The organism is uncultured Campylobacter sp., from assembly GCF_937973075.1.
In the GTDB taxonomy this organism is placed as follows: Bacteria; Campylobacterota; Campylobacteria; order Campylobacterales; family Campylobacteraceae; genus Campylobacter_B.
In genome coordinates this window covers 1-19,828 of record NZ_CALBWL010000026.1, presented here as the reverse complement: position 1 = coordinate 19,828, position 19,828 = coordinate 1, and the positions used below count along the sequence as shown (strand labels likewise).

Sequence of the window (19,828 nt, the reverse complement as noted above, 5' to 3'; positions counted from 1 at the left end):
AATTTTAAAATTTGCCCGCTTAACTACTCCGCGCGATAAATTCGCTAAAAGTTATCTCTCGTGCGTAAAATTTAATTCCGAGCGAGGCGAGTTTGTTTTGCAGCGGGCTCGCCAGCTCCTCTATGCCGCTAAATACGCAAAGCGGCAGGTTTTGCGTCCTCTCTTTAGTCGCCGTAAAGTTCTCGTTTTCAAAAAATTTCTTTAAAAACACGAGCGTTTTTACCTTATCCGCGCCCAAATCCTCGATAAAAACGCTGAAATATCTATATCCCGGCTCCTCACGCACTTCATCTTCCCGCGCGTAGTCGTCCGCCAGCTCGCGGTAAAATTCGTTGTTTAAATCAGCAAGCGGCGCGATCGCTTCAAGCGAGCATGGTTTTTTAAGCGCAGTAAGGGCGGTTAAAATTTCTTCAAATTTAACGATGTCGTCCGCGACCTTTATCGGCTCCCACGAGCCGGCGCCGTGGTAGGCAAAATACACGGGCAAGGCGTCCCCGAGGGCAAAATCTACAAAAAACGGATCGTCCATGCCGTTACGCGCGATGACCCGCCAGCTCTTGCGCCACTGGCCTGGCGTATCGTCTGCAAGCTCCTCGCCCGTTTTGCGGCTAGCGAGCCTATACCCCTCCTGAAAACTGTCAAACTCGCCCTCGTCGGGGTAGAGAGAAGGCAGTAAAATGCACTCTGAAACGATACGTTTGCGGATAAAATTTTGGATCAAATTCGGAATTTGCACGGCGCGACCTTTGGGTTAAATTTGAGCGAATTTTAGCGAAATTTTAAAAACTCTGCCATGCTTACTTTACAAAATGCAGCGCGATTTGACGGATTACAAAATTTGAACGCAAAAAAGACAAGCGGAAGTATTTTAAGATGGATTTGAATGTTGCGACGAAAATTTCGTCCCAAGACTAGGCAATTAGCCTGTCGCAGGGCGAAATTTTCTAGCTCATTCAAAGACGCTTAAAAGACGACGCGCTAAATTTTATAGCGACTGCAAAATTTTAGGTTTACCAAACGCCGTAATCGGCTTAATCTCTCCCTTAAATTTCTCAATCTGCGCTAGCACGGTGTGAGCCGAGTTACTTTGCGCGAGACTTGACGTGCCTTTATCAAACGTAAGCACGTTTACGCAGCCGTGCTGGCAGAGGCTCTTCTCGCCCCAAACCTCGGGATCGTACCATGCGCCTTCGCAGATCGCTGCGACGCGCTCGGGCACGATGTCGGTAACGAGCACGCCTGCTAAAATTTCGCCGCGGTTGTTAAAAACGCGCACGATGTCGCCGTTCGCAAGCCCGCGAGCTTCGGCGTCTTTTGGATTGATGAGCACGGGCTCTCTGCCGCTAACCTCGGCAAAATTTCTGATGATCGAGTTGTTTAGCTGGCTGTGCAGGCGGTAGCGAGAGTGCGGGCTAACGATGTGGATCGGATACTTCGCCGTCTTTTTCGCATCGCCTAGCCACTCTTTAGGCTCGATCCAAGTAGGCATCGGCGGGCAGTCGGCATAGCCCATCTTAGCGATCGTTGGTGAGTAAAGCTCGATCTTGCCAGATGGGGTGCCTAGGCGGTTTTTGGCGGGATTTTCGCGGAATGCCGCAAGGCGCGTGTATAGCGCGCTGCTCTCGTCGTCCTTTTCAAAGCGCACGAAGCCCTTGTCGTAAAATTCCTCAAAGCTAGGCATCGTTATATTTAGACCTTTAGCTTGCTCTACGGCATCGGCGTAGAATTCCTTCATCCATCCTAGCTCATCCTTGCCCTCGCTAAAGACCTCGCCGTATCCCCAGCGCTTGCAGATCTGCTCGCAGATCCAAAAGTCGCTCTTACTCTCACCCATCGGCTCGATTGCGGGCCTGTAAGCGACTATATATTCGCCCGTAGCGCCCGTTTGGTTGATGTCGTTGCGTTCGACCTCGATCGCGACGGGAAGTACGATGTCGCTAAGCTTCGCCGTGCTCGTCCAGTAAGGTTCGGCGGTGATAACGGTATCAAATTTACGCCACTGCCTCACAATATTATTCACGTCTTGATGACGCGTAAACATCGATCCGCACGCCATATATGCGACTCTCATATGCGGCAGCTTGATCTTGGTGCCGTCATAATCGATCTGCTTGCCCGGATGCTCCAGCGCCTCTATGCTGCGAGAGGACGGGATGGTGATATTTTTCGCGTTTTTCCAAGGCGCAGAGCCCGTATTTTCGTATTTTTCATCTATACGAGTGCTAAGTCCCTTTAAAATCGGAGCCACCTTATTCGTAGCGCCCGCAGAGCCGTAGCCTAGGCTAAATTCAAAGCCGAGACCCTCCTTGCCGATATACCCTAGCATCGCATTGAGCGCCACTAGCGCCCAGAAAGGCTGCTCGCCGTGATCGGCACGCTGCAAACCGCGACCGATTAGGATCGTGCTCGGCTCCTTTGCAAGCGCCGTAGCAAATTTCGCAATAGCCTTCTCGCTAAGCCCGCAAATTTTGCTCGCCCAAGCGGCGTCCTTTACGATTTTATCGCCCTCGCCTAGAAAATACGCTTTAAATTTATTAAATCCGACGGTGTATTTTTTGATAAATTCCTCGTCATAGAGGTTGTTCGTAAACAGATAATGGCACATGCCGATGATGAGCGCGGTGTCGGTATTTGGGCGCACGATGATATCTTCGCTGTCAAAGTAGCGCGCGGTGTCGTTTCTCATTACGTTTACGCTGTAGGTTTTGATGCCCGATTTCTTAAGCTCTTGCATGCCAATGTAGCCGTCGTGCGTAGGCGGAATAGATGAAATTTGATTGGTTACCGCAGGATCAGTCGCCCAAAACACGACGTTTTTAGCGTTTTTGACGATCGCTTTCCACGTAGTAGGCGCGTCGTAAACGGCGCTTGAGCCAAGCACATGAGGCATGATGACGAGCCCCGCGCCGGTGGAGTAATCGTCGCTTTCCTCTACGTAGCCGCCTAAAATTTTAAGCATTCGGTGCGCTACGGTGCGTCCCCAGCCGATCTTGCCGCTACCGCCCCACCAGTAGCACTCGCCGTAGATCGCCTCGGCGCCGTATTTGTCGAAATTTTCTTTCAAAGCCTTCGCCGCTAGATCAAGCGCGACGTCCCAGCTAACGCGCACGAACTCCTCTTTGCCGCGCAGTTCGCTCTTTGCCGCGCCTTTTGCCTTTAGATAGCTTTTGCGCACCATCGGATAGAGCACGCGGTTTTCGTTCTGCACGGAATCGGGCAAGCTGTAATTCATCGTGTTTGGAAATTTATCGCCTTCGAAATCGCTTACCGAAACGATCTGCGACGAGTTTAAATTTAGCCAAAAAGTGCCGAATCTATTTGCGCCGAATACCTTTCTATTATCGAAAATCGTCTGCGTGACCCCCTCGATCCTGCTAGCGCTTGCCGCGCTTGCGCCTAAAATCCCTGCCTTTAAAAAGTCTCGCCTTTTCATCTGATCTCCTTTATCATTCAGGTTTTTTTGCGTTGTGTTGTAGGTATTTTACGATCAAATTTAAATCATCGCCCTCAAGCGCTACGTAGTTTGCGTTGATCATCTCTTGCAGATTCGCAGGCCACTGATTTGCCGTGAAGCTATTCGGCTCGTGAAGCCTATGACACGCCGAGCAGATCTGCTCGTAGTTTGTCTTTGCCTCCGCATAAAGCGCCTTAGCGTCCTTAGTTACGGCATCCGAACTTATCTCGTAAATCCCCTCCGCCTCATACCAAATCTCGCCGTAATCGTCCTCGAGCTTTTTGCCCTTTTTAAAATTCGCTTCGGCCTCGTTCGTAAAAATCGCGTAAATTTCAGCCTCTTTCATATTTTTTTGGATTTGAAGCTGATAGTTTTCGCTCACGACGCCTTTGATTTTAATCTTGGTAACGCCGCCATCGCTGGATATCACCTCGATCGGCGTTAAAATTTCAGCCTCGCCGATTGCTTTGCCGTCTTGCGAGATCGTAGCGGTTTTAGAGATTACCTCTCCGCCGAAAAGCGAACACGCACAGATAAATGAGATAAAAATTTTCCTCATAAAGTATCCTTTCTAGGTTGTCTTTAACGCGAATTATAAATCAAAGATAAATTTAAATTTGTCGCGATTGCGACGAATTTATCCTTTTTATGTAAAATTTACGTGAAATTTTATGCAAAGAGCTGCTATGATAGATAGACTAAATAACGATTACAGCGAGAAATTCGACTTTTTAAGTAGGGAGCGGATTGCTAAATTTAGGCGCGAAAGCTACGCTCGCGGCGACGTGATCTACGCGCAGAAGTTTAAATTTATCATTCTGCTGCGTGGCAGGGCGAAGCTAAACTGCTACGAAAACGGCAAGGAATTTATCTTTAGCTTCGTAAAAAGCGGCGCCTACATCTGCTTGGATAAAAACACGAGCCTTGAAATTTTAAGCGACTGCGAGACGCTGCAGATCAATATCTCGGAGCTTTTCGAGCTGCTTGGAGACGAGTTTGCAAGCTCGATCATAAACGCGCTTATCAAAAATATCTACTCGCAGCGAATCTTAATCAAAGAGATCGTCTTTGCGAAAATCCAGACGCGGATTTTAAATTTTCTAAACCGCATCGCAAACGCAGATAAGATCGTGGAGCTTCCCTTTAATATAATGACGCTGGCAAGCCTGCTCGGCGCGCCTCGCCAAAACGTCTCTCAGGCGATTACGAAGCTAGTAAATGACAAAAAGATCGTGAAATTAAAGGGCAATAGGATTAAAATTTTATAGTTTGAATTCGCGTGGCAGATGTAAATTTAATGCAAGACTATTTGAAAAGCTCGCATCTTACAAGCTATTTGATTGTGTCTGAACACAATATATATTGCGCTTTTGCGGCGCACTAAAGCTGAAAGCAACCTTGAAATTTTAGTAGCGAGCGGCTAAATTTTAAAATTTGCCTCCGCCGCCGCGCTATTTGGCAAATACATTAAAATTTATCTCGAATGAACTTAATAGCGAGCTGTTTGATAAGCGGAGGAGAGTAGATTAGGCGGAACAGATTTTGCTTTTTCGCTCGCGTTAAATGACAAAGTAGGGCGGCTGCGACTGGCGCAATTATAATAGCGATTTTATCCGCTTGCCACGCCGTAACTGCTTAAATTTTAAAATTTACTTCTCTTTGCGGCTTAAAATTTTAGAAATTTTTACAGCGTCGTAAGTTTTTGCCTGCGCTTTTAGAAACTCGCAAAGCTCCTTCTGCTCGCACAGACCTCGCGAGAGCAGAAATTTCGCCGTCATCTCGTCATCCAGCACCACAGCTACTTTGATAAGCGTTTCGATCTCCTTTTTATCAATGCTCGCAAAGCTTTGGAATTTTAAAATTTCGTCCAAATAGCGTAATCTCTCGTCGCGGAATTCTTTAAATTTGGCTCCCGCAGCAAACTCCCTCGCAGCAAGCGGCAGCGCCTCTTTATATCCGAGAATAGAAACGTTGTTGTCACTTAAAAATATTAATTCGCTGCCCGCAACCGAGCCGACCACGTCTTTCGTATCTCGCGCGCCGTTTGCGATCAAAAACTTAAATGCCTCGAAATTATCGTTTGCCGCGGCATCTCGTAGCAGCCCGCTAGCCTTGACGTCCGCGCCGTTTCGCACCAAAAGCTCTAAAAGCCGCATCGCATCGGTGCTATCAAAGTGATAAAGCTTCGCCATCTCACCGCTAAATTTCGAGCCGAAAAAGATCGCGAGCTTTAGCGGCGAGAAATAACCGCCGTCTCCACCGTAATTGAGATTTGGTTTAAATTTGAGGATTTTTTCTATCCGCTCGAAGTCGAATTTTGAATTTCGCAGCACCTTCGGATTAAAAATGAAAGCGGTAAAAATTCTATCTTTAAACTCCCCGAAATCCTCGTCGATCCTGCCCCTGTTTTGCGCCGCGAATTCCAAAAGCGCGTCCAAGCCCGCATCTATCTGCGCATCGCTAGCATTTTCATCGTAAAAAATTTCAAAATTTGGCTGCGATAAATTTGACTCTGCCTGCTGTGAAGCAGAAACTCTCGCGTCATCCTTAGCAGCGCTGAAAGCACAGACCGCAAGTAAAAGCCACAAAAAGATAAAATTTTTCATATCGCCCTCGTTTAAATTTTGCGCGATTATATCAAATCTAAGGCTAAATTTAACGGCGTCTTGAAATTTCATAAAAAGCAAATGACAAATAAATTTAGCCTAAAAAAGCGCCTTTTGATTTTAATTTCGCTAGAATTAGCCGTAAATAACCTAAACAAAGGAGCAGCAAATGAAACTACTTTTTACTTTGATCTTGCTTTGTGCGGGGCTTTTTGCAAACACGCTGCAAGAGATCAGAAATAGCGGCGTCATTAGAGTCGGCGTCAGAGACGGCAGACCGCCTTTTAGCGAGATTAGCGGTGGTAAATTTGAAGGCTTTGAGATCGAGCTTGCCAATGCGATCGCAAAGGCGATTTTCGGCGCCAAACAAGGCGAAGTGCAGTTTGTCTCTCTAAGCGCCGCCGATCGCGTCTCATATCTAGTCAATAATAAAGTCGATATGGTCGCAGCTACCTTCGTCATCGATTCGGCGCGCAAAAATCATGTAGACTTCTCGATGCCGTATTTTTCGACCAATCTCGGCGTGCTAACTCGCAAAGCGGACGCCATTAAAGATATATCGCGTTTGCGTGATATGAGGCTCATCACTGAAGAGGGCACGACCGTAGATAATTACCTCAAAAAAGAGAAATTTAGCAACGTAAGCTACTGCAAAAGCACTAGCGAATGCTACGCGATGATCCGAGACGGTAAGGCTGATGGATACATCAACCTTAATATCACGGTGCTAGCCTACGCCGTCGTGGACGATACGCTCGAAGTGCCGTTTCAAAACTTCGGCAAGCCCGATTTCATAGGTATTGGCGTGCAAAAGGGCAACAAAGAGCTACTTGATTTCATCAACGCAGAGCTTGTCAAACTAAGCAAAGAGGGCTTTTTCAAAAAGGCTTATCAGGACACCTTTGAGCCTTTTTACCGCGGTACGGCGGATAAAAAATACTTCCTGCTAGATGGAATTTATGACTTGCTATAAAAGCGTAGAGCTAGGAATTAAAATATAAAATTTATCGTAGGCATCTTGCATAACGAATAAATCTTGGGATTTAAAATTTAGCGAATTTGCGAAATTTTAAATCCCCACTTCGCCTCTAAATTTCAAACCTCCATACGCGCAGTAATTGAATTTTAAACCGCTTGCATTTATTTTCTCTAAAATATATAGTGCTATAATTATTCCGAAAACTAAAAAGTAGGGGGCTTTTTATGAGATTACTTTTTATTTTAGCCTTATTTTGCGCTAGCATTTTTGCAAATACACTAGATGAAATCAGGCAGGCAGGGGTCATCAGAGTAGGCGTGCGCGAAGGTCGTCCGCCGCTAAGCGAGTCTAATAACGGCAAGTTTGAGGGTTTTGAAATCGAGCTTGCTAGCTCGATCGCCAAAGACATTTTCGGCGATAAAAAGGGCGAAGTGCAGTTCGTAGCCGTAACTGCAGGCGAGAGAATACCGTTTTTGAAAAATAATAAGGTTGATATGGTTATCGGCACCTTTATGATTACGCAAGAGCGTAAGAAGCAGGTAGATTTCTCACTTCCGTATCTATCGGTAAATTTTGGCATCGTAACGCGTAAAGAGGATCAAGTGAAGGACTTCGCGCAGGTTCGCGATATGAGGATTTCGATCGAAAAGAACCCAAACGGCTCGATGACCGAGCGCTATCTGCGAAAGGAAAAATTTAGCAATTTAGTTTACTGCAAAAATACCTCCGAGTGCTATGCGATGATGAAAGACGGCAGAGCCGACGGCTACGCCAATGACAACATCATCGTCCTAGCCTACGCCGTCGTGGACGATACGCTCGAAGTGCCGTTTAAAAACCTAGGCGCGGCGGAATTCTTAGGCGTCGGCGTGCAAAAAGGCAATCAAAGCTTGCTTGATTTCATTAATGCTGATCTGATCAAGCTAAGCAAAGAGGGATTTTTCAAAAAGGCTTATGAGGACACTTTCGAGCCATTTTACCGCGGCACTGCGGATAAAAAATACTTCCTGCTAGACGGAATTTATAATATGCTTTAGACCCTAGAATTCTAAGGCGCGGAATTTTGAAATTTTAAAATTCCGCTTCGCACGCGGCGAGCGGAATTCTGAAATCTGCAAATTTTGAAATTTTGGTAACCAATAAATTCCGTAAAATTTTAAATTTTATCTTACGCTCGGTTTCAAAATATCTATTCTATTCGGAACGAAATTCCACGCTACGATATAATTTTACCCGCACCGAGAATTTTAAAATCCCGTGCTGCAACAGAATTTCGTAACTCATGGCTTTTGCGCTGCGATAAAATATAAAATTTATCGTGCGGTATAGAATTCCGCAGATAAGCGCGATAAATTTAAAAGGATAAAATTCTGCGTGAGGAGAAATCTAGCTCTCAGCAAAAGCGCAGTCGCCGCAGATGTATTATTCAGCTTTCAGCGTTAAATTTTACTCAAACGCCTTGTAGTGCGCCTCATCGGCAAACTCGAGCATCTCGCGATCGCCTCTGCTGTCGCCGTAAGCGATGACGCGATCAAACGCGCTCACGTCATATGCTGCGCGCACGCGAGCGACCTTTTGCGCGCCGTAGCAGTTCTGTCCCTCGATCTCGCCCGTAATGATGCCGCCTTTGCGTCGTATTTTAGTGCCTAAAAGCTCCAAGCCCTGCGCCTCGCACCACGGACGTAGCCAGTCTTCGAGCGAGGCGGTGACGATAACGACCCTATCGCCCGCGGCTTTATAGCTTGCGATCTTGTCCATCGCGCTTTGTTTTAGGATATCTTCGATGTGAGTGGTGGAGTATTTTTTGCAAATTTTATCGAATTTATCGGCGCTCATGCCCGCAAAAAAGTAGCCCAAGAGCTTTCTGCGCGTAAAATTATTGCTCGCAAGACCTAACTTATACGCCGCTAAAATGGGAGATAGCACTAAAATCCCGCGAAAAAATTTCTTAAATCCGACTACGTAGGCGACGAACTCAAGTAGCGAATCATCGCGCGTGATCGTACCGTCAAAGTCGAATAAAACAAGATTCATTGTATTATATATCCCTCCATTCTGTGTTAAAAATATGAAAATGATTTAACTTTATGTGCAAATTATACGTAGACTTTATAAAGGCACTTAACTTTATTTTTCTGCTATTTCTTTTATATAATTTTCGTTTTGTGTATAAATTTCTTTTAGATCTTTCGTCATTGAATCAATATCTGCTTTTTGTATTATATCATCCGCCATTCTTTTTATTTCTTCTGCGCTTTTTTCTGGAATTTCGCCATAAGATACAAAGAGTTTATCTATAATCTCTAAATAAATTATTCCCGACATAGCAACAGATATAAAAGTTACGGCGGCACCGCTAATAGAACTAACAAAAGGGATAAATGAAAGTGCTGTATTCAAACCGAGAGATACAGCTAAATAAGAAGATAAATTGGAAACTACCCCAGTAGCGATAGATTTTATCGTATTCTCTGAAAATTTTACTTTCAATAAATCACTAAGTTCAACATACATATGCCAAACTGTAATCGTAATTATGGTAGGAGTTGCAAAGGTGTTCACAACGGGAAATATTCCCCCGAGAAGGGCTGGAGCAATTGCAAATTTAGCATGTTTTGATATGATTCCCGCTGCTTTAGATGGTAAATTATCGCTTAGGAATTCCTTTACTAAATGCGGTATGGCCTTAGAAACAAAATCGCTTAAATCCATAATTAACCTTTGGAAATTCTATTTTTTAGCCATTCGTCTGCGCGTCGTAGGATCTAGGTATCGCTTGCGCACGCGGATATTTACCGGCGTAACCTCCACAAGCTCGTCCTCTTCAATCCACTCCAGCGCGCGCTCTAAATTTAATACTCGCGGTGGCACGAGCTTGATCGCATCATCGCTGCCGCTGGCGCGGACGTTGGTTAAATTTTTACCCTTGATCGGATTTACGTCCAGATCGTTCGAGCGGCTGTGCTCGCCGATGATCATGCCCAGATAGACCTTCGCCTGCGGAGCGATAAAAAGCACGCCGCGATCTTGCAGGTTCCACAGGCTATATCCTAGCGCTACTCCGTTTTCCATGCTCACGAGCGCGCCGTTTTGTCGCTTCTCGACCGCGCCGATGAAGGGGCGGAATTCTAAAAAGCTATGATTCATCACCCCTTCACCGCGAGTATCGGTCAAAAACTGCGAGCGAAAGCCGATGAGACCGCGCGCGGGGATCTCAAACTCCATGCGCGTCTGCCCGTCACCGGTAGGATTCATCACCTTCATCTCGGCCTTTTTGCGACCGAGCTTTTCGATGACGGTACCGGTGCAATCATCGGGCGCGTCGATGACTAGATGCTCGAAAGGCTCGCATTTGATGCCGTCGATCTCTTTGATGATGACTTCCGGGCGCCCGAGGCAGAACTCAAAGCCCTCGCGGCGCATATTCTCAGCCAAAATCGTGATCTGCAGCTCGCCGCGGCCGCTTACTTTAAATTTTCCCTCGCCCGCGTTTTCATAGCGCATCGCGATGTTGGTTTTCATCTCCGCTTCCAAGCGCTCGTCGATCTTATTTGAGGTTACGAATTTACCCTCCGTGCCGGCTAGCGGTCCGTCATTTACGCTAAAAATTACGCTAAGGGTCGGCTCTTCGATATGCAGCGCATCAAGTGGAATCGGATTATTAGGATCGACGATACTGTCGCCTACGTCAAGCGCGTCAAAGCCCGCAATCGCCACGATGTCGCCCGTGCCCGCCGTATCAATGTCGGTGCGCTCAAGCCCGTTAAAACCGATCAGTTTTGAAATTCTACCGTTAATATGCGTGCCGTCGGCTTTAGCTAGCATAACGCTTTGGTTTTTGTTTATCGTGCCGTTGAAAATTCTAGCAATGCCGATCTTACCGACGTAGTTATCATAATCGAGCGTGAAAACCTGCAGCTGCAAAGGATTATCGTCGCTGCCGCTAGGGGTCGGAACGTGAGAGATAATCGTCTCAAAAAGCGGCTTCATATCGGTGCTTGCGTCGTTTAGATCGTATTTTGCGTAGCCATTTTTAGCCGCGGCGTAGATGACGGGGAACTCAAGCTGTTCGTCGTTTGCGTCAAGCGCTACGAAAAGATCGAAAATTTCATTTACCACGCGGTCCGGATCGGCTGCAGGCTTGTCGATTTTATTTACGACTACGATAGGTCTGAGTCCTAAAGATAGTGCCTTTTTCACGACAAATTTTGTCTGAGGCATAACGCCTTCTTGCGCGTCGACGAGCAAAAGCACGCCGTCTACCATTTTTAACACGCGCTCGACCTCGCCGCCGAAATCGGCGTGGCCCGGAGTGAATGATGTTGATTTTAACGCCGCCGTAGTGGATGGCGGTGTTTTTGGATAGTATCGTAATGCCGCGCTCGCGCTCTATGTCGTTGCTGTCCATCACGCGCTCTCCGACCTCTTGGTGATTACCGAAGGTGCCGGACTGTTTTAAAAGCTCATCTACGATAGTGGTCTTGCCGTGATCGACATGCGCGATAACCGCAATATTTCTGATATTTTCCAAATTTTTCTCCGTTTATAATTTCAAAAACTGATGATTATACTAAAAAAATTCTTAAGATAAAAATTTACGAGTATTCTTTGACTTCGCAGACAAAAAACTCATACACGCGCTGTTGGATCAACGCGTCCTCGTCATCGTCGCCGATTAGACGGCGCAGATGCGAAAAATCGATTTTTTTGATATATTTTTTGTTATTTTTGATATCCCTGTCGATCTCTTTTAAAAGCGAGTCTAAATTTAGACCTTTATAGGTCTTCGCCTTTATAATATACTCTTTTACGATAGATACCAGCACGCCGATGCGCTGTTCGTCGCCCGGATAAATTTCGCCCGCTATATCTTTGATCACGTCGTAATCCTCGTCGGTCTGCTTTTTTTTGGCAAGCAGCATAGCGGCAAAAATTTTGGCTCTAAACTCGATAGAGCGATGATGAGGGATAAAAACCTCGCGAAATACGGATAAAAGATGATTTTTGAAATTCATTTATAACCTTACTTTAAGAAACATTTCCATATAATCCCGATTGCCCTTTCTTAGACCTGTGCAATGCTTTTTTTAGGCACCGCTTCAGGGTAGGAATACAGCAGAGCACTTAGATCTCGCATGTGCCGCAGCCATCTGGGAAGGGGTTCTATAAATCGATCCTATTAAGTCCGAAATGCTCTTTGAAATCCTCGCAAACACTCTGAAAATCGACGCCTTCAATTTTCGGCTTGGCTTTGAAAAACTCTAACATCGAATTATACCCGCTAAGCAGCTCCTTGCTTTTCACGCCGTAACTGATCGAAATCCCCGCCTCTAAAAACGCCGCTAGCTTGTCGCAATACTTAAGCGCTTTGCCGTCGATTGCGCGAAATTTATCTTCGTTAAACATCTTCAGGCTGCCCTCTGCAAATTTAGGCTCCTTGCCTAGCTCGAAGGTGCGGTTTTCAAACTCGTCTTTTATAAATTTACTGCCCTCTTTACGGATACCCAAAATATAACTGAAATCATCTCTCATATGTTCCGGCACGAAAGGTAAAATTTTATCGTCTATTAGCCGCATCTCATATTCGCTGATGATGTCGCTAAGGCCCTTGACGCCGTATTTTACGGGGCTAATGATGTCGCGAGTGAGGCTTTCTGGCAGATCGTGAAATAGCGCGCAGAAAAAATTATATGCCGTGCGCGAGCGGCACGCACCCACTTCAAGCGAGAAAAAGTAGCTTAAAATCGCAACTACCAGCATGTGTCCCAGCACCGATGTCTCAGGAATTCGCGGCGTCTGCGCCCAGCGTTTTTGAAAACGAAGTCTGCCACTAAGATCAACTATGCGGGCAAGTTTTTTATTCATCACGATCTTTCGCACGCCGATTAGCTCGTAATAATCCTCGAGCTCCTCCTCGACCTTGGATTTTAGCTCTTCAATATCGTTTAAAAACTGGCTCGTTTGATATACGATATTAAATTCCCACCGCGTAGAGAGGTAGCTTGCCGCCTTTAAGATCACTGCTTCTTTCTTATGATCCTTGGAATTTAGATATTTTTTAAATCGCTCGAGAAACGCGCCATTTTGAATAGGCAAAAGATCGCTTTCTAGGACGCTTAAAACCCATTCGTTGATCTTTTTTTTCTTGGTTTTTTGTATCTGATGAAAGACGTCCGGACGGATATCGGTCACGACAATGCGCGCTAAAAACTCGAAAATCCCCGCTTCTATCACGTAGTTGATATCCACGTCGCGCTCAAAGCTAGCAATAAAATAAGCGATGATAAATTTATGCGCCTGCTTGTCGAGCTCGACTAAACTTACCATCTTTGGGTAATCGTTCCAGCGACTAATGCTTGCGGATTTAAAAATTTGTTCGACTAAATTTGAGCTTATCATCGGTAAATTTGATCCGAGTTTATTTCGATTACCGTATGGACGTTGCCACGCGGATTAAAATCGCCCCTGATTTTCATAAATTTAGGCTTTAGCTTGCTTTGCAACGCGCCGTAAATTTCATTTATGCTATCTTCGTGGCTGATATAGCGGTTCATAAAGGAATTTATGTAAATTTTAATCGCTTTAAGTTCGACTACGAGCTTGTCCGGGATATATTCCAAATAGATCGTCGCAAAGTCCGGATAGCCCGAACGCGGGCAGCGGCAGCAAAACTCGGGCAGGGTGATTTTTATTAGATAATCACGCTCCTGTTTATTGGGCCAAACTTCTAAATTTTCGATGTCAAATTTCTCAATTTTCTCTTCGCCGTATCTCACTATGATCTCCTTAAATTCGATATATCATTCGGTTTTTCGACGCAAAATCCCTGAATATAATCGATACCCATTTTATAAAGTTTCATTTGAAATTCCTGCTTATCTACAAAGCGCATTATGGTTTTGACGCCCGATTTTGCGCAGGCTTCGTTGATGCCTATAAAAATATTTTTTATCTTTTCATCGTCTAAATTTTTATTAAATTCTATGTCATAAACGATAAAATCGACATTTAGAAATTTTAAATACTCAAAGCTCGCGTTTGAGCCGCCGAACTGCGACAGCGCGAAGCTAAATCCAAGTTCGCGGAATTTAATTAAAATTTCATCAAAGCGCTTGATCTCCGAATAAATAAGCTTTTCGTTAAACTCAAACACGATCTTTTTCGGATCAATCAGATTATTATCGATGAGCTTTAAAATTTCATTGCGAAACTCGTTATTTCGCAGGGTCTGAGGCATGACCTCGATAAAAATTTTAGCGTCAATATCTTTAAAATAGATGATCCTAGAAATCTGCCTCATCATCGAAATATCGTATTTAATATCGTAATGATTTAGAAGCAAAATATCTAAAATTCTACTTTTCGTGATCTTTTCGCCGCTTCTTAGATCGAGTTTCGGGATCAAATTTATATGCGATTTTACGCCGTTTTTATCTGCAACGCGCTGATATTTAAAGCTAAAATTTTCACTATCGATCGCTTCCATAACGTCGGCGGAAAACACATCGATTAGCACTTTCTCAACGTCGATCGCTTTCTCGCCGTGCTCTTCGTCGTCCAGGTGATTTATCTTATAAAATAGCGCATTTACGATATTATTTAGATTGCGATCATAGGAGCTTGGAAGCATTGCAAATTCGCTTTTTATCTCTACATTTTTAATCGTTTGACTTGAAATTTTATGCTCGAACATTCGCAAAATATGACTTAAATTTGTAGCTTTTGATTCTACGCCGAATACAAAGTAGCCGTTTATAAAGCGCCCGATCGGAAGGTCCTTAAAGCCCTGTTCCGCCATAAAATTTGAAAGTTCCTTACAATACTCGTATAAAATTTCATCGCCGTTTTTGTAGCCGTATCGATCGTTTATGTCAATGATATTTTTAATTCGCAAAAGAACGATATTTATTTGACGATTTTTAGCTAGATCGTTGCTTAAAATTTTTTCGATCTCCTCGCGCACGAATACGTGAGTAACGGGATCAATCAGCGTTTTTTGAAAGCCGAAGTAAATTTGATAGATGACATAATAAACATAGCAGATCAAAAGTATCAAAAACAAAATTACGTCATCAAATTTAAACTCGCCATTTCGGAATAAAATAATTCCGAAAACAATCAAAACGCAGGTAAACGGCACCGAAATTTTAAGCGCCGTTATGAAGCGGTTTTCGCGCTCTTTGGTCTCACTAAATAGAACAGACATTATATATCCAAGTGTTTAACATCTTTGGCATGATCTTGAATGTAATTCCTACGCGGTTCAACCTCATCGCCCATGAAAAGATTAAAGGTATCGCTAGCACTTTGTGCGTCTGCAATGCTGATTTTTAAAAGCCTTCTATTTTCAGGGCTCATAGTGGTTTCCCAAAGCTGTTCCGGATTCATCTCTCCAAGACCTTTATAGCGCTGAATATAAGCGCCTTTTTTCGAGCTTTTTTCGATTTCATCTAAAATTTCAATAAAATCCTTGCCAAAGCTTACATCTCGCTCTTTGATCTTTGAATAAACTCTGATCGCCTCTTCAAAGATATAATTGCCGAATAAATTTTCATCTATCACAAGCTGTTCCAAGCCGCTCGGAGTTTGGACATAAATTCTAATGCCTTCATCATTTACGTAGGAATTTAAGATATTGAATCCTTCACTTTCCAAACGCGGTTTTAAAATTTCAAATAGCTCCTCGTAGCCGAGGCTTCGCGCTTCGTCGTTTTCTATCAAAAATCTGATCGCGCTAAGCACGCTAAAGCGCTTTTTAAGCTCATTTAGAAGCGAGCGATAATTTGAGACGATTTTTAGATAATCGATCAAATCCTCGTTACCGATGCCTTCAAACTCGCCCATATCGATGCCAGTTTCGATCAAAAACTCGCTAAGCGCCTTTTCATCTTTTAGATAAATCTCTTTTTTGCCTTTTTTATATCTAAAAAGTGGCGGCTGTGCCAGATAAACATAGCCGTTTTCTACGATAGGGCGCAAAAATCTAAAGAAAAATGTTAAAAGCAGAGTCTGGATGTGGCTGCCATCGACGTCCGCATCGGTCATAATAATGATTTTGTGATAGCGGAGCTTTTCTTCGTTAAATTCCTCGCCGATACCGCAACCAAAGGCCGTAATCATATTTTTAATCTCTTCGGATTGTAAAATTCTATCCAGGCGCGCCTTTTCTACGTTTAAAATTTTACCTCTAAGCGGCAGGATCGCTTGAAACACGCGGTCTCTTCCCTGCTTTGCTGAACCGCCAGCGCTATCGCCCTCGACTAGATAAATTTCGCTAATGCTTGCATCCTTACTCTGGCAATCTGCTAACTTTCCCGGAAGGGTGCCGACGGAATTTATATTGTCTTTTTTGCGCGTTAGATCGCGTGCTTTTTTTGCCGCTTCGCGACCGCGCGCGGCTAAAAGAGCTTTATTCATAATAGCGCGCGCTTCGATTGGATTTTCTTCAAAATACTTACTAAGCACCTCAAACGCCATCTTTTGCACGATCGGCTTAACATAACTGGAGCCTAATTTTCCCTTCGTCTGTCCTTCAAACTGTGGTTCGGGAACCTTTACGCTAATTACCGCGATGAGTCCCTCGCGAACGTCGTCGCCGGTGATCTTAGTGTCTTTTTCACGCGCAGCCGCATTTGCCGCGACATAATTTGTTATCGCGCGAGTAAGACCCGCTCTAAAACCCGCCTCGTGCGTACCGCCGTCCGGAGTTTTGATATTATTTACGAAGCTTAATAAATTTTCGCTATATGTTTCGTTATACATAAGCGCAAAATCCACCATAACATCATCCGCGCTATCACTAAACGATACGGCTTTGGATATGGCAGGCGCTTTATTCATATCGTTTACGAAGCTCTCCAAACCGCCTTCAAAGTGAAAGTGCTCGTCCCTGCCCGTGCGATTATCTTTAAAATTTATCGTAATTTTTGGATTTAGATACGCTAGCTCGCGAAATCTTTTTGATAAAATTTCATCGTCAAATTCTAAAATTTCAAAAATTTCGCCGTCAGGCCAAAACTCAATCGTAGTACCCGTGCGATTAGTAGTTTTTATCTTTTCAAGCTCGGTAGTAGGAATTCCTTTGGCAAATTCTTGTCTATAAATATTTCCATCCCGTTTGATCGTAGCAACGAGCTTTTTTGAGAGCGCATTTACGACGCTAACACCCACGCCGTGCAGACCGCCGGAGACTTTATAAGTGTCTTTGTCAAATTTACCGCCTGCGTGAAGCACGGTTAGAACCACCGTCGCGGCAGGAATTTTTTCAGTCGGATGTATATCAACGGGGATTCCACGACCGTTATCGCTAACGATACAACTTCCCTCGCTAGTGATTTCAACATCGATTGTGTCGCAGTAACCTGCCATCGCCTCGTCGATCGAGTTATCCACTACCTCATAAATCATATGGTGAAGTCCGCCGATATTGGTGTCACCAATATACATTCCTGGGCGCTTTCTAACGGCTTCAAGACCCTTTAAAACTTTAATATTACTAGCGCCGTAATTTTGCTTCATAATTTTCCTTTAAATATTATTTATCGGCATGATAACCGTTTTTAAACCATCCGCGCTAAGCACGAACGCCGTATCGGAGCTGTTAAAATCAAGCTCAAAAATTTCGCTCTCGATGCTGCTTAAAAAATCAAGCAGGAAGCGATTTTTAACACCAAAAACTATTTCTCCGTTTATATCGATTAGCGCTTCAATTTCGGTCTTTGCCTCGGAATTGTCCTCATTAATGCTCTCAAAAATCATTCCGTCCTTTTTAATGGTAACCTTCATCTCCTCGCACATCGCGTTTATCGCTCGCACGCCGCTTACCATCTTATCGCGCGGGATTAAAATTTTATACGCCGTATCGCTTGGAATAACGCGCTCGTAGTTTGGAAATTTGCCATTTATAAGCTTCGTAAAAAACTCAAAATTCTCGCTCACTGCTAATAGCACGTTTTCGTCGTAGTAAATTTTAATTTTATCCGAAAATAGTTTTTGAATTTCACCTATTGCCTTTTTAGGGATTAAAATTTTAGTATCGAGCTCGCCCGCTTTTGATTGAGTTATTAGCTTATAAACGCTAAGTCGCTTCGTATCGGTTCCGACTAAATTTATAAAGCCCTCTTTTACGTCGATTAAAGCGCCATTAAGCTCATATTTTGGATTGTTGGTGTCTATCGACGGATATATTTTTTTAAGGCTTCTGCCTAAAATTCCAGCATTTACGTCAAAGCTGTTTTTACCATTTATTGTAGGAAAGCTCGGAAAATCCCTCGTCTCAAACATCGGAAGCTTGTACTTGGATTTTTTTTGCTTTACAAATAGCGCTCCGTTGACAGTTTCTAAAGTAACGCTATCGTCGCTTAGACCTTTAATAACGCTAAGGAGCTTGCCTCCATTTGCTGTAGCTTCTCCATCTGTTTCTATTGAAATATTTTGTAGATTATAGCTAAGGCCTATTTCGTGATCGGTAGCTTTTATACTGAAAATTCCATCTTTAGCACTCATTAAAAGATGCGAAGTTATAGAGCTTAGATCTTTTTTATCAAGATAGGAACTAGTATTTGAAACTATCTCTTCTAAAAGTTTTTTAGTGATTAACACTTTCATATTTTTATCCTTTTAAATTTTTATCGTTGTAGTAGTTGGTAAGTGGTTTTTGTGAAAAACTTACCCTAAAGCTTGTCTTTAGGTAGTTTATCCAGTGAGTAAGTAGCTTTGTTTTATTCACTTTCATTCACCCTTTTTGCTTTATTTTCATAAAGTCTAAATTTCATTCTTATCCTTTTTCGTTATTTTGTTTTTCAGCTCTTCGATCTTTATTTTTAACATCTCGTCGGTTTGAATGAGTTCGTTGATTTTTTTGATATTTTTGCTGATGGCGCTGTGATCTTTTAGATTAAAAAATGCGGCGATTTTAGGCATTGAGTTTTGAGTTAACTGTTTGGTTAGATATATGCAAATTTGGCGCGCTTCGACGACGTTTTTAGCTCGCGTTTTGCTCTTTAGCTCGCTAGGTTTTACGTTCAGTTCTTTTGAAATCACCTCTATGACGTGTTCGAGGCTCACGCTTGAATATTTTTGATGGATCTGATCTTGCAGCGTACTTTTGGTAAATTCTAACGTGATCTTTGTGCGAAGTATTGAGGAGTAGGCGTTTAGTTTATTAATTGCACCTTCGATCTCGCGGATATTGTCACCCATATTTGCAGCGATATATTCTACGACGTCGTGTGGGATTCTAACGCGATTTTCTTCACTCTTTTTATTGATAATGGCGATTTTAGTTTCTAGATCCGGTGGGGTTATGTTTGCTATTATGCCGCTTTCAAACCGTGTCGTCAGGCGACTTTCAAAACCTTTTAGGAATTTTGGCGGCAGGTCGTTGGTAAGGACGATTTGACAATTTTTGTCTTTCAGCTCGTTAAACGTATAAAAAAGCTCCTCTTGAGCTTTGTCGCGCCCGATCAAAAATTGAATGTCGTCGATGAGCAAAACGTCGCAATTACGGTATTTTTGTTTAAATTTATCGATCGAGTTATTTTTGAGGTTAAAGACAAAATCGTTGGCAAACTGCTCGCTGGTGACGCAAATGACGGTTTTGCCTTTTTTAATGCAGTAATTTCCGATCGATTGAAGCAGGTGAGTTTTACCAAGCCCGCTAGGTCCGTAGATAAAGAGCGGATTAAAGCGAATTCCGGGCTCTTTTGCGACTGTAATCGAACACTCAAAAGCAAATTTATTTGAGTCGCCGATGATGAAATTTTCAAAATTATAATTTTCGCTTAGAAT

16 protein-coding genes, 1 other RNA gene and 2 pseudogenes are annotated in these 19,828 nt (G+C 43.6%); 4 read left to right on the top strand and 15 right to left on the bottom strand.

What is annotated here, in order from left to right:
- Nucleotides 1-19: 19 nt before the first annotated feature.
- The 3 genes from Q0274_RS03020 to Q0274_RS03010 all read right to left on the bottom strand — a co-directional run bounded on the left by Q0274_RS03020 (nucleotide 20) and on the right by Q0274_RS03010 (nucleotide 4,013).
- Complete coding sequence (locus tag Q0274_RS03020) at nucleotides 20-736, bottom strand: hypothetical protein (RefSeq protein ID WP_298027583.1); 717 nt, start codon at nucleotides 734-736, stop codon at nucleotides 20-22.
- A gap of 249 nt (nucleotides 737-985) precedes the next feature.
- Entirely contained in the window at nucleotides 986-3,433 is a 2,448-nt protein-coding gene (locus Q0274_RS03015; protein WP_298027582.1) for a molybdopterin-dependent oxidoreductase, read from the bottom strand.
- 13 nt (nucleotides 3,434-3,446) lie between these two features.
- Nucleotides 3,447-4,013 carry a hypothetical protein gene (locus Q0274_RS03010; RefSeq protein ID WP_298027581.1) on the bottom strand — a complete coding sequence of 189 codons (567 nt, stop codon included), beginning with the start codon at nucleotides 4,011-4,013 and terminating at the stop codon, nucleotides 3,447-3,449.
- A 127-nt stretch (nucleotides 4,014-4,140) separates the two neighbouring features.
- Between Q0274_RS03010 and Q0274_RS03005 the strand changes: the two genes are divergently transcribed.
- Entirely contained in the window at nucleotides 4,141-4,722 is a 582-nt protein-coding gene (locus tag Q0274_RS03005; protein ID WP_177386915.1) for a Crp/Fnr family transcriptional regulator, read from the top strand.
- 381 nt (nucleotides 4,723-5,103) lie between these two features.
- On the opposite strand, the gene Q0274_RS03000 is transcribed toward Q0274_RS03005, so the two are convergent.
- Nucleotides 5,104-6,132, bottom strand: coding sequence for a hypothetical protein (locus tag Q0274_RS03000; RefSeq protein ID WP_298027580.1), 1,029 nt, complete (start codon nucleotides 6,130-6,132; stop codon nucleotides 5,104-5,106).
- Nucleotides 6,133-6,229: 97 nt separating this feature from the next.
- Here Q0274_RS03000 and Q0274_RS02995 point away from each other — a divergent pair, with 97 nt between their 5' ends.
- A complete protein-coding gene (locus Q0274_RS02995; protein ID WP_297896878.1) occupies nucleotides 6,230-7,033 on the top strand; it encodes a transporter substrate-binding domain-containing protein in 804 nt (267 codons plus the stop codon).
- A 230-nt stretch (nucleotides 7,034-7,263) separates the two neighbouring features.
- Entirely contained in the window at nucleotides 7,264-8,076 is an 813-nt protein-coding gene (locus tag Q0274_RS02990; RefSeq protein ID WP_297987633.1) for a transporter substrate-binding domain-containing protein, read from the top strand.
- Between the two features lie 409 nt (nucleotides 8,077-8,485).
- On the opposite strand, the gene Q0274_RS02985 is transcribed toward Q0274_RS02990, so the two are convergent.
- The 4 genes and pseudogenes from Q0274_RS02985 to Q0274_RS02970 all read right to left on the bottom strand — a co-directional run bounded on the left by Q0274_RS02985 (nucleotide 8,486) and on the right by Q0274_RS02970 (nucleotide 12,054).
- Nucleotides 8,486-9,073: an HAD-IB family hydrolase gene (locus Q0274_RS02985; protein ID WP_298027579.1), complete on the bottom strand. Its 588-nt coding sequence runs from the start codon at nucleotides 9,071-9,073 to the stop codon at nucleotides 8,486-8,488.
- Between the two features lie 93 nt (nucleotides 9,074-9,166).
- Nucleotides 9,167-9,751: a hypothetical protein gene (locus tag Q0274_RS02980; protein WP_298027578.1), complete on the bottom strand. Its 585-nt coding sequence runs from the start codon at nucleotides 9,749-9,751 to the stop codon at nucleotides 9,167-9,169.
- 18 nt (nucleotides 9,752-9,769) lie between these two features.
- Nucleotides 9,770-11,570: pseudogene (gene typA / locus Q0274_RS02975) on the bottom strand (translational GTPase TypA).
- 64 nt (nucleotides 11,571-11,634) lie between these two features.
- Nucleotides 11,635-12,054: a hypothetical protein gene (locus Q0274_RS02970; RefSeq protein ID WP_298027577.1), complete on the bottom strand. Its 420-nt coding sequence runs from the start codon at nucleotides 12,052-12,054 to the stop codon at nucleotides 11,635-11,637.
- A gap of 47 nt (nucleotides 12,055-12,101) precedes the next feature.
- Here Q0274_RS02970 and ffs point away from each other — a divergent pair.
- Nucleotides 12,102-12,199: signal recognition particle sRNA small type (gene ffs, locus Q0274_RS02965), an RNA gene on the top strand.
- 3 nt (nucleotides 12,200-12,202) lie between these two features.
- Here ffs and Q0274_RS02960 read toward each other — a convergent pair.
- The 7 genes and pseudogenes from Q0274_RS02960 to dnaA all read right to left on the bottom strand — a co-directional run.
- Entirely contained in the window at nucleotides 12,203-13,438 is a 1,236-nt protein-coding gene (locus tag Q0274_RS02960) for an HD domain-containing protein (protein ID WP_298027576.1), read from the bottom strand.
- Nucleotides 13,438-13,836, bottom strand: a pseudogene (gene queF / locus Q0274_RS02955) (preQ(1) synthase); the annotation flags it as partial. The pseudogene queF and the gene Q0274_RS02960, both read right to left, overlap by 1 nt.
- A complete protein-coding gene (locus Q0274_RS02950; RefSeq protein ID WP_298027572.1) occupies nucleotides 13,815-15,245 on the bottom strand; it encodes an EAL domain-containing protein in 1,431 nt (476 codons plus the stop codon). The pseudogene queF and the gene Q0274_RS02950, both read right to left, overlap by 22 nt.
- Nucleotides 15,245-17,557, bottom strand: a complete 2,313-nt coding sequence (gene gyrB, locus Q0274_RS02945; RefSeq protein ID WP_298027570.1) for a DNA topoisomerase (ATP-hydrolyzing) subunit B — start codon at nucleotides 17,555-17,557, stop codon at nucleotides 15,245-15,247. The genes Q0274_RS02950 and gyrB overlap by 1 nt, the downstream gene beginning before the upstream one ends.
- A gap of 9 nt (nucleotides 17,558-17,566) precedes the next feature.
- Nucleotides 17,567-18,646, bottom strand: coding sequence for a DNA polymerase III subunit beta (gene dnaN, locus Q0274_RS02940; protein ID WP_298027569.1), 1,080 nt, complete (start codon nucleotides 18,644-18,646; stop codon nucleotides 17,567-17,569).
- 4 nt (nucleotides 18,647-18,650) lie between these two features.
- Nucleotides 18,651-18,773 carry a hypothetical protein gene (locus Q0274_RS02935; protein WP_298027567.1) on the bottom strand — a complete coding sequence of 41 codons (123 nt, stop codon included), beginning with the start codon at nucleotides 18,771-18,773 and terminating at the stop codon, nucleotides 18,651-18,653.
- A 29-nt stretch (nucleotides 18,774-18,802) separates the two neighbouring features.
- The coding region (gene dnaA, locus Q0274_RS02930) for a chromosomal replication initiator protein DnaA (RefSeq protein ID WP_298027565.1) at nucleotides 18,803-19,828 on the bottom strand (1,026 nt) is incomplete at its 5' end.

What these genes read in the sequence shown, in the direction of transcription:
- Q0274_RS02970 (WP_298027577.1), bottom strand. Translation starts at nt 12,054, where the DNA reads ATGAATTTCAAAAATCATCTTTTATCCGTATTTCGCGAGGTTTTTATC.
- Q0274_RS03005 (WP_177386915.1), top strand. Translation starts at nt 4,141, where the DNA reads ATGATAGATAGACTAAATAACGATTACAGCGAGAAATTCGACTTTTTA.
- Q0274_RS02985 (WP_298027579.1), bottom strand. Translation starts at nt 9,073, where the DNA reads ATGAATCTTGTTTTATTCGACTTTGACGGTACGATCACGCGCGATGAT.
- Q0274_RS02935 (WP_298027567.1), bottom strand. Translation starts at nt 18,773, where the DNA reads ATGAAAGTGAATAAAACAAAGCTACTTACTCACTGGATAAACTACCTA.
- dnaN (WP_298027569.1), bottom strand. Translation starts at nt 18,646, where the DNA reads ATGAAAGTGTTAATCACTAAAAAACTTTTAGAAGAGATAGTTTCAAAT.
- Q0274_RS02995 (WP_297896878.1), top strand. Translation starts at nt 6,230, where the DNA reads ATGAAACTACTTTTTACTTTGATCTTGCTTTGTGCGGGGCTTTTTGCA.
- Q0274_RS02990 (WP_297987633.1), top strand. Translation starts at nt 7,264, where the DNA reads ATGAGATTACTTTTTATTTTAGCCTTATTTTGCGCTAGCATTTTTGCA.
- Q0274_RS03015 (WP_298027582.1), bottom strand. Translation starts at nt 3,433, where the DNA reads ATGAAAAGGCGAGACTTTTTAAAGGCAGGGATTTTAGGCGCAAGCGCG.
- Q0274_RS02960 (WP_298027576.1), bottom strand. Translation starts at nt 13,438, where the DNA reads ATGATAAGCTCAAATTTAGTCGAACAAATTTTTAAATCCGCAAGCATT.
- Q0274_RS02980 (WP_298027578.1), bottom strand. Translation starts at nt 9,751, where the DNA reads ATGGATTTAAGCGATTTTGTTTCTAAGGCCATACCGCATTTAGTAAAG.
- Q0274_RS03000 (WP_298027580.1), bottom strand. Translation starts at nt 6,132, where the DNA reads ATGAAATTTCAAGACGCCGTTAAATTTAGCCTTAGATTTGATATAATC.
- Q0274_RS02950 (WP_298027572.1), bottom strand. Translation starts at nt 15,245, where the DNA reads ATGTCTGTTCTATTTAGTGAGACCAAAGAGCGCGAAAACCGCTTCATA.
- gyrB (WP_298027570.1), bottom strand. Translation starts at nt 17,557, where the DNA reads ATGAAGCAAAATTACGGCGCTAGTAATATTAAAGTTTTAAAGGGTCTT.
- Q0274_RS03010 (WP_298027581.1), bottom strand. Translation starts at nt 4,013, where the DNA reads ATGAGGAAAATTTTTATCTCATTTATCTGTGCGTGTTCGCTTTTCGGC.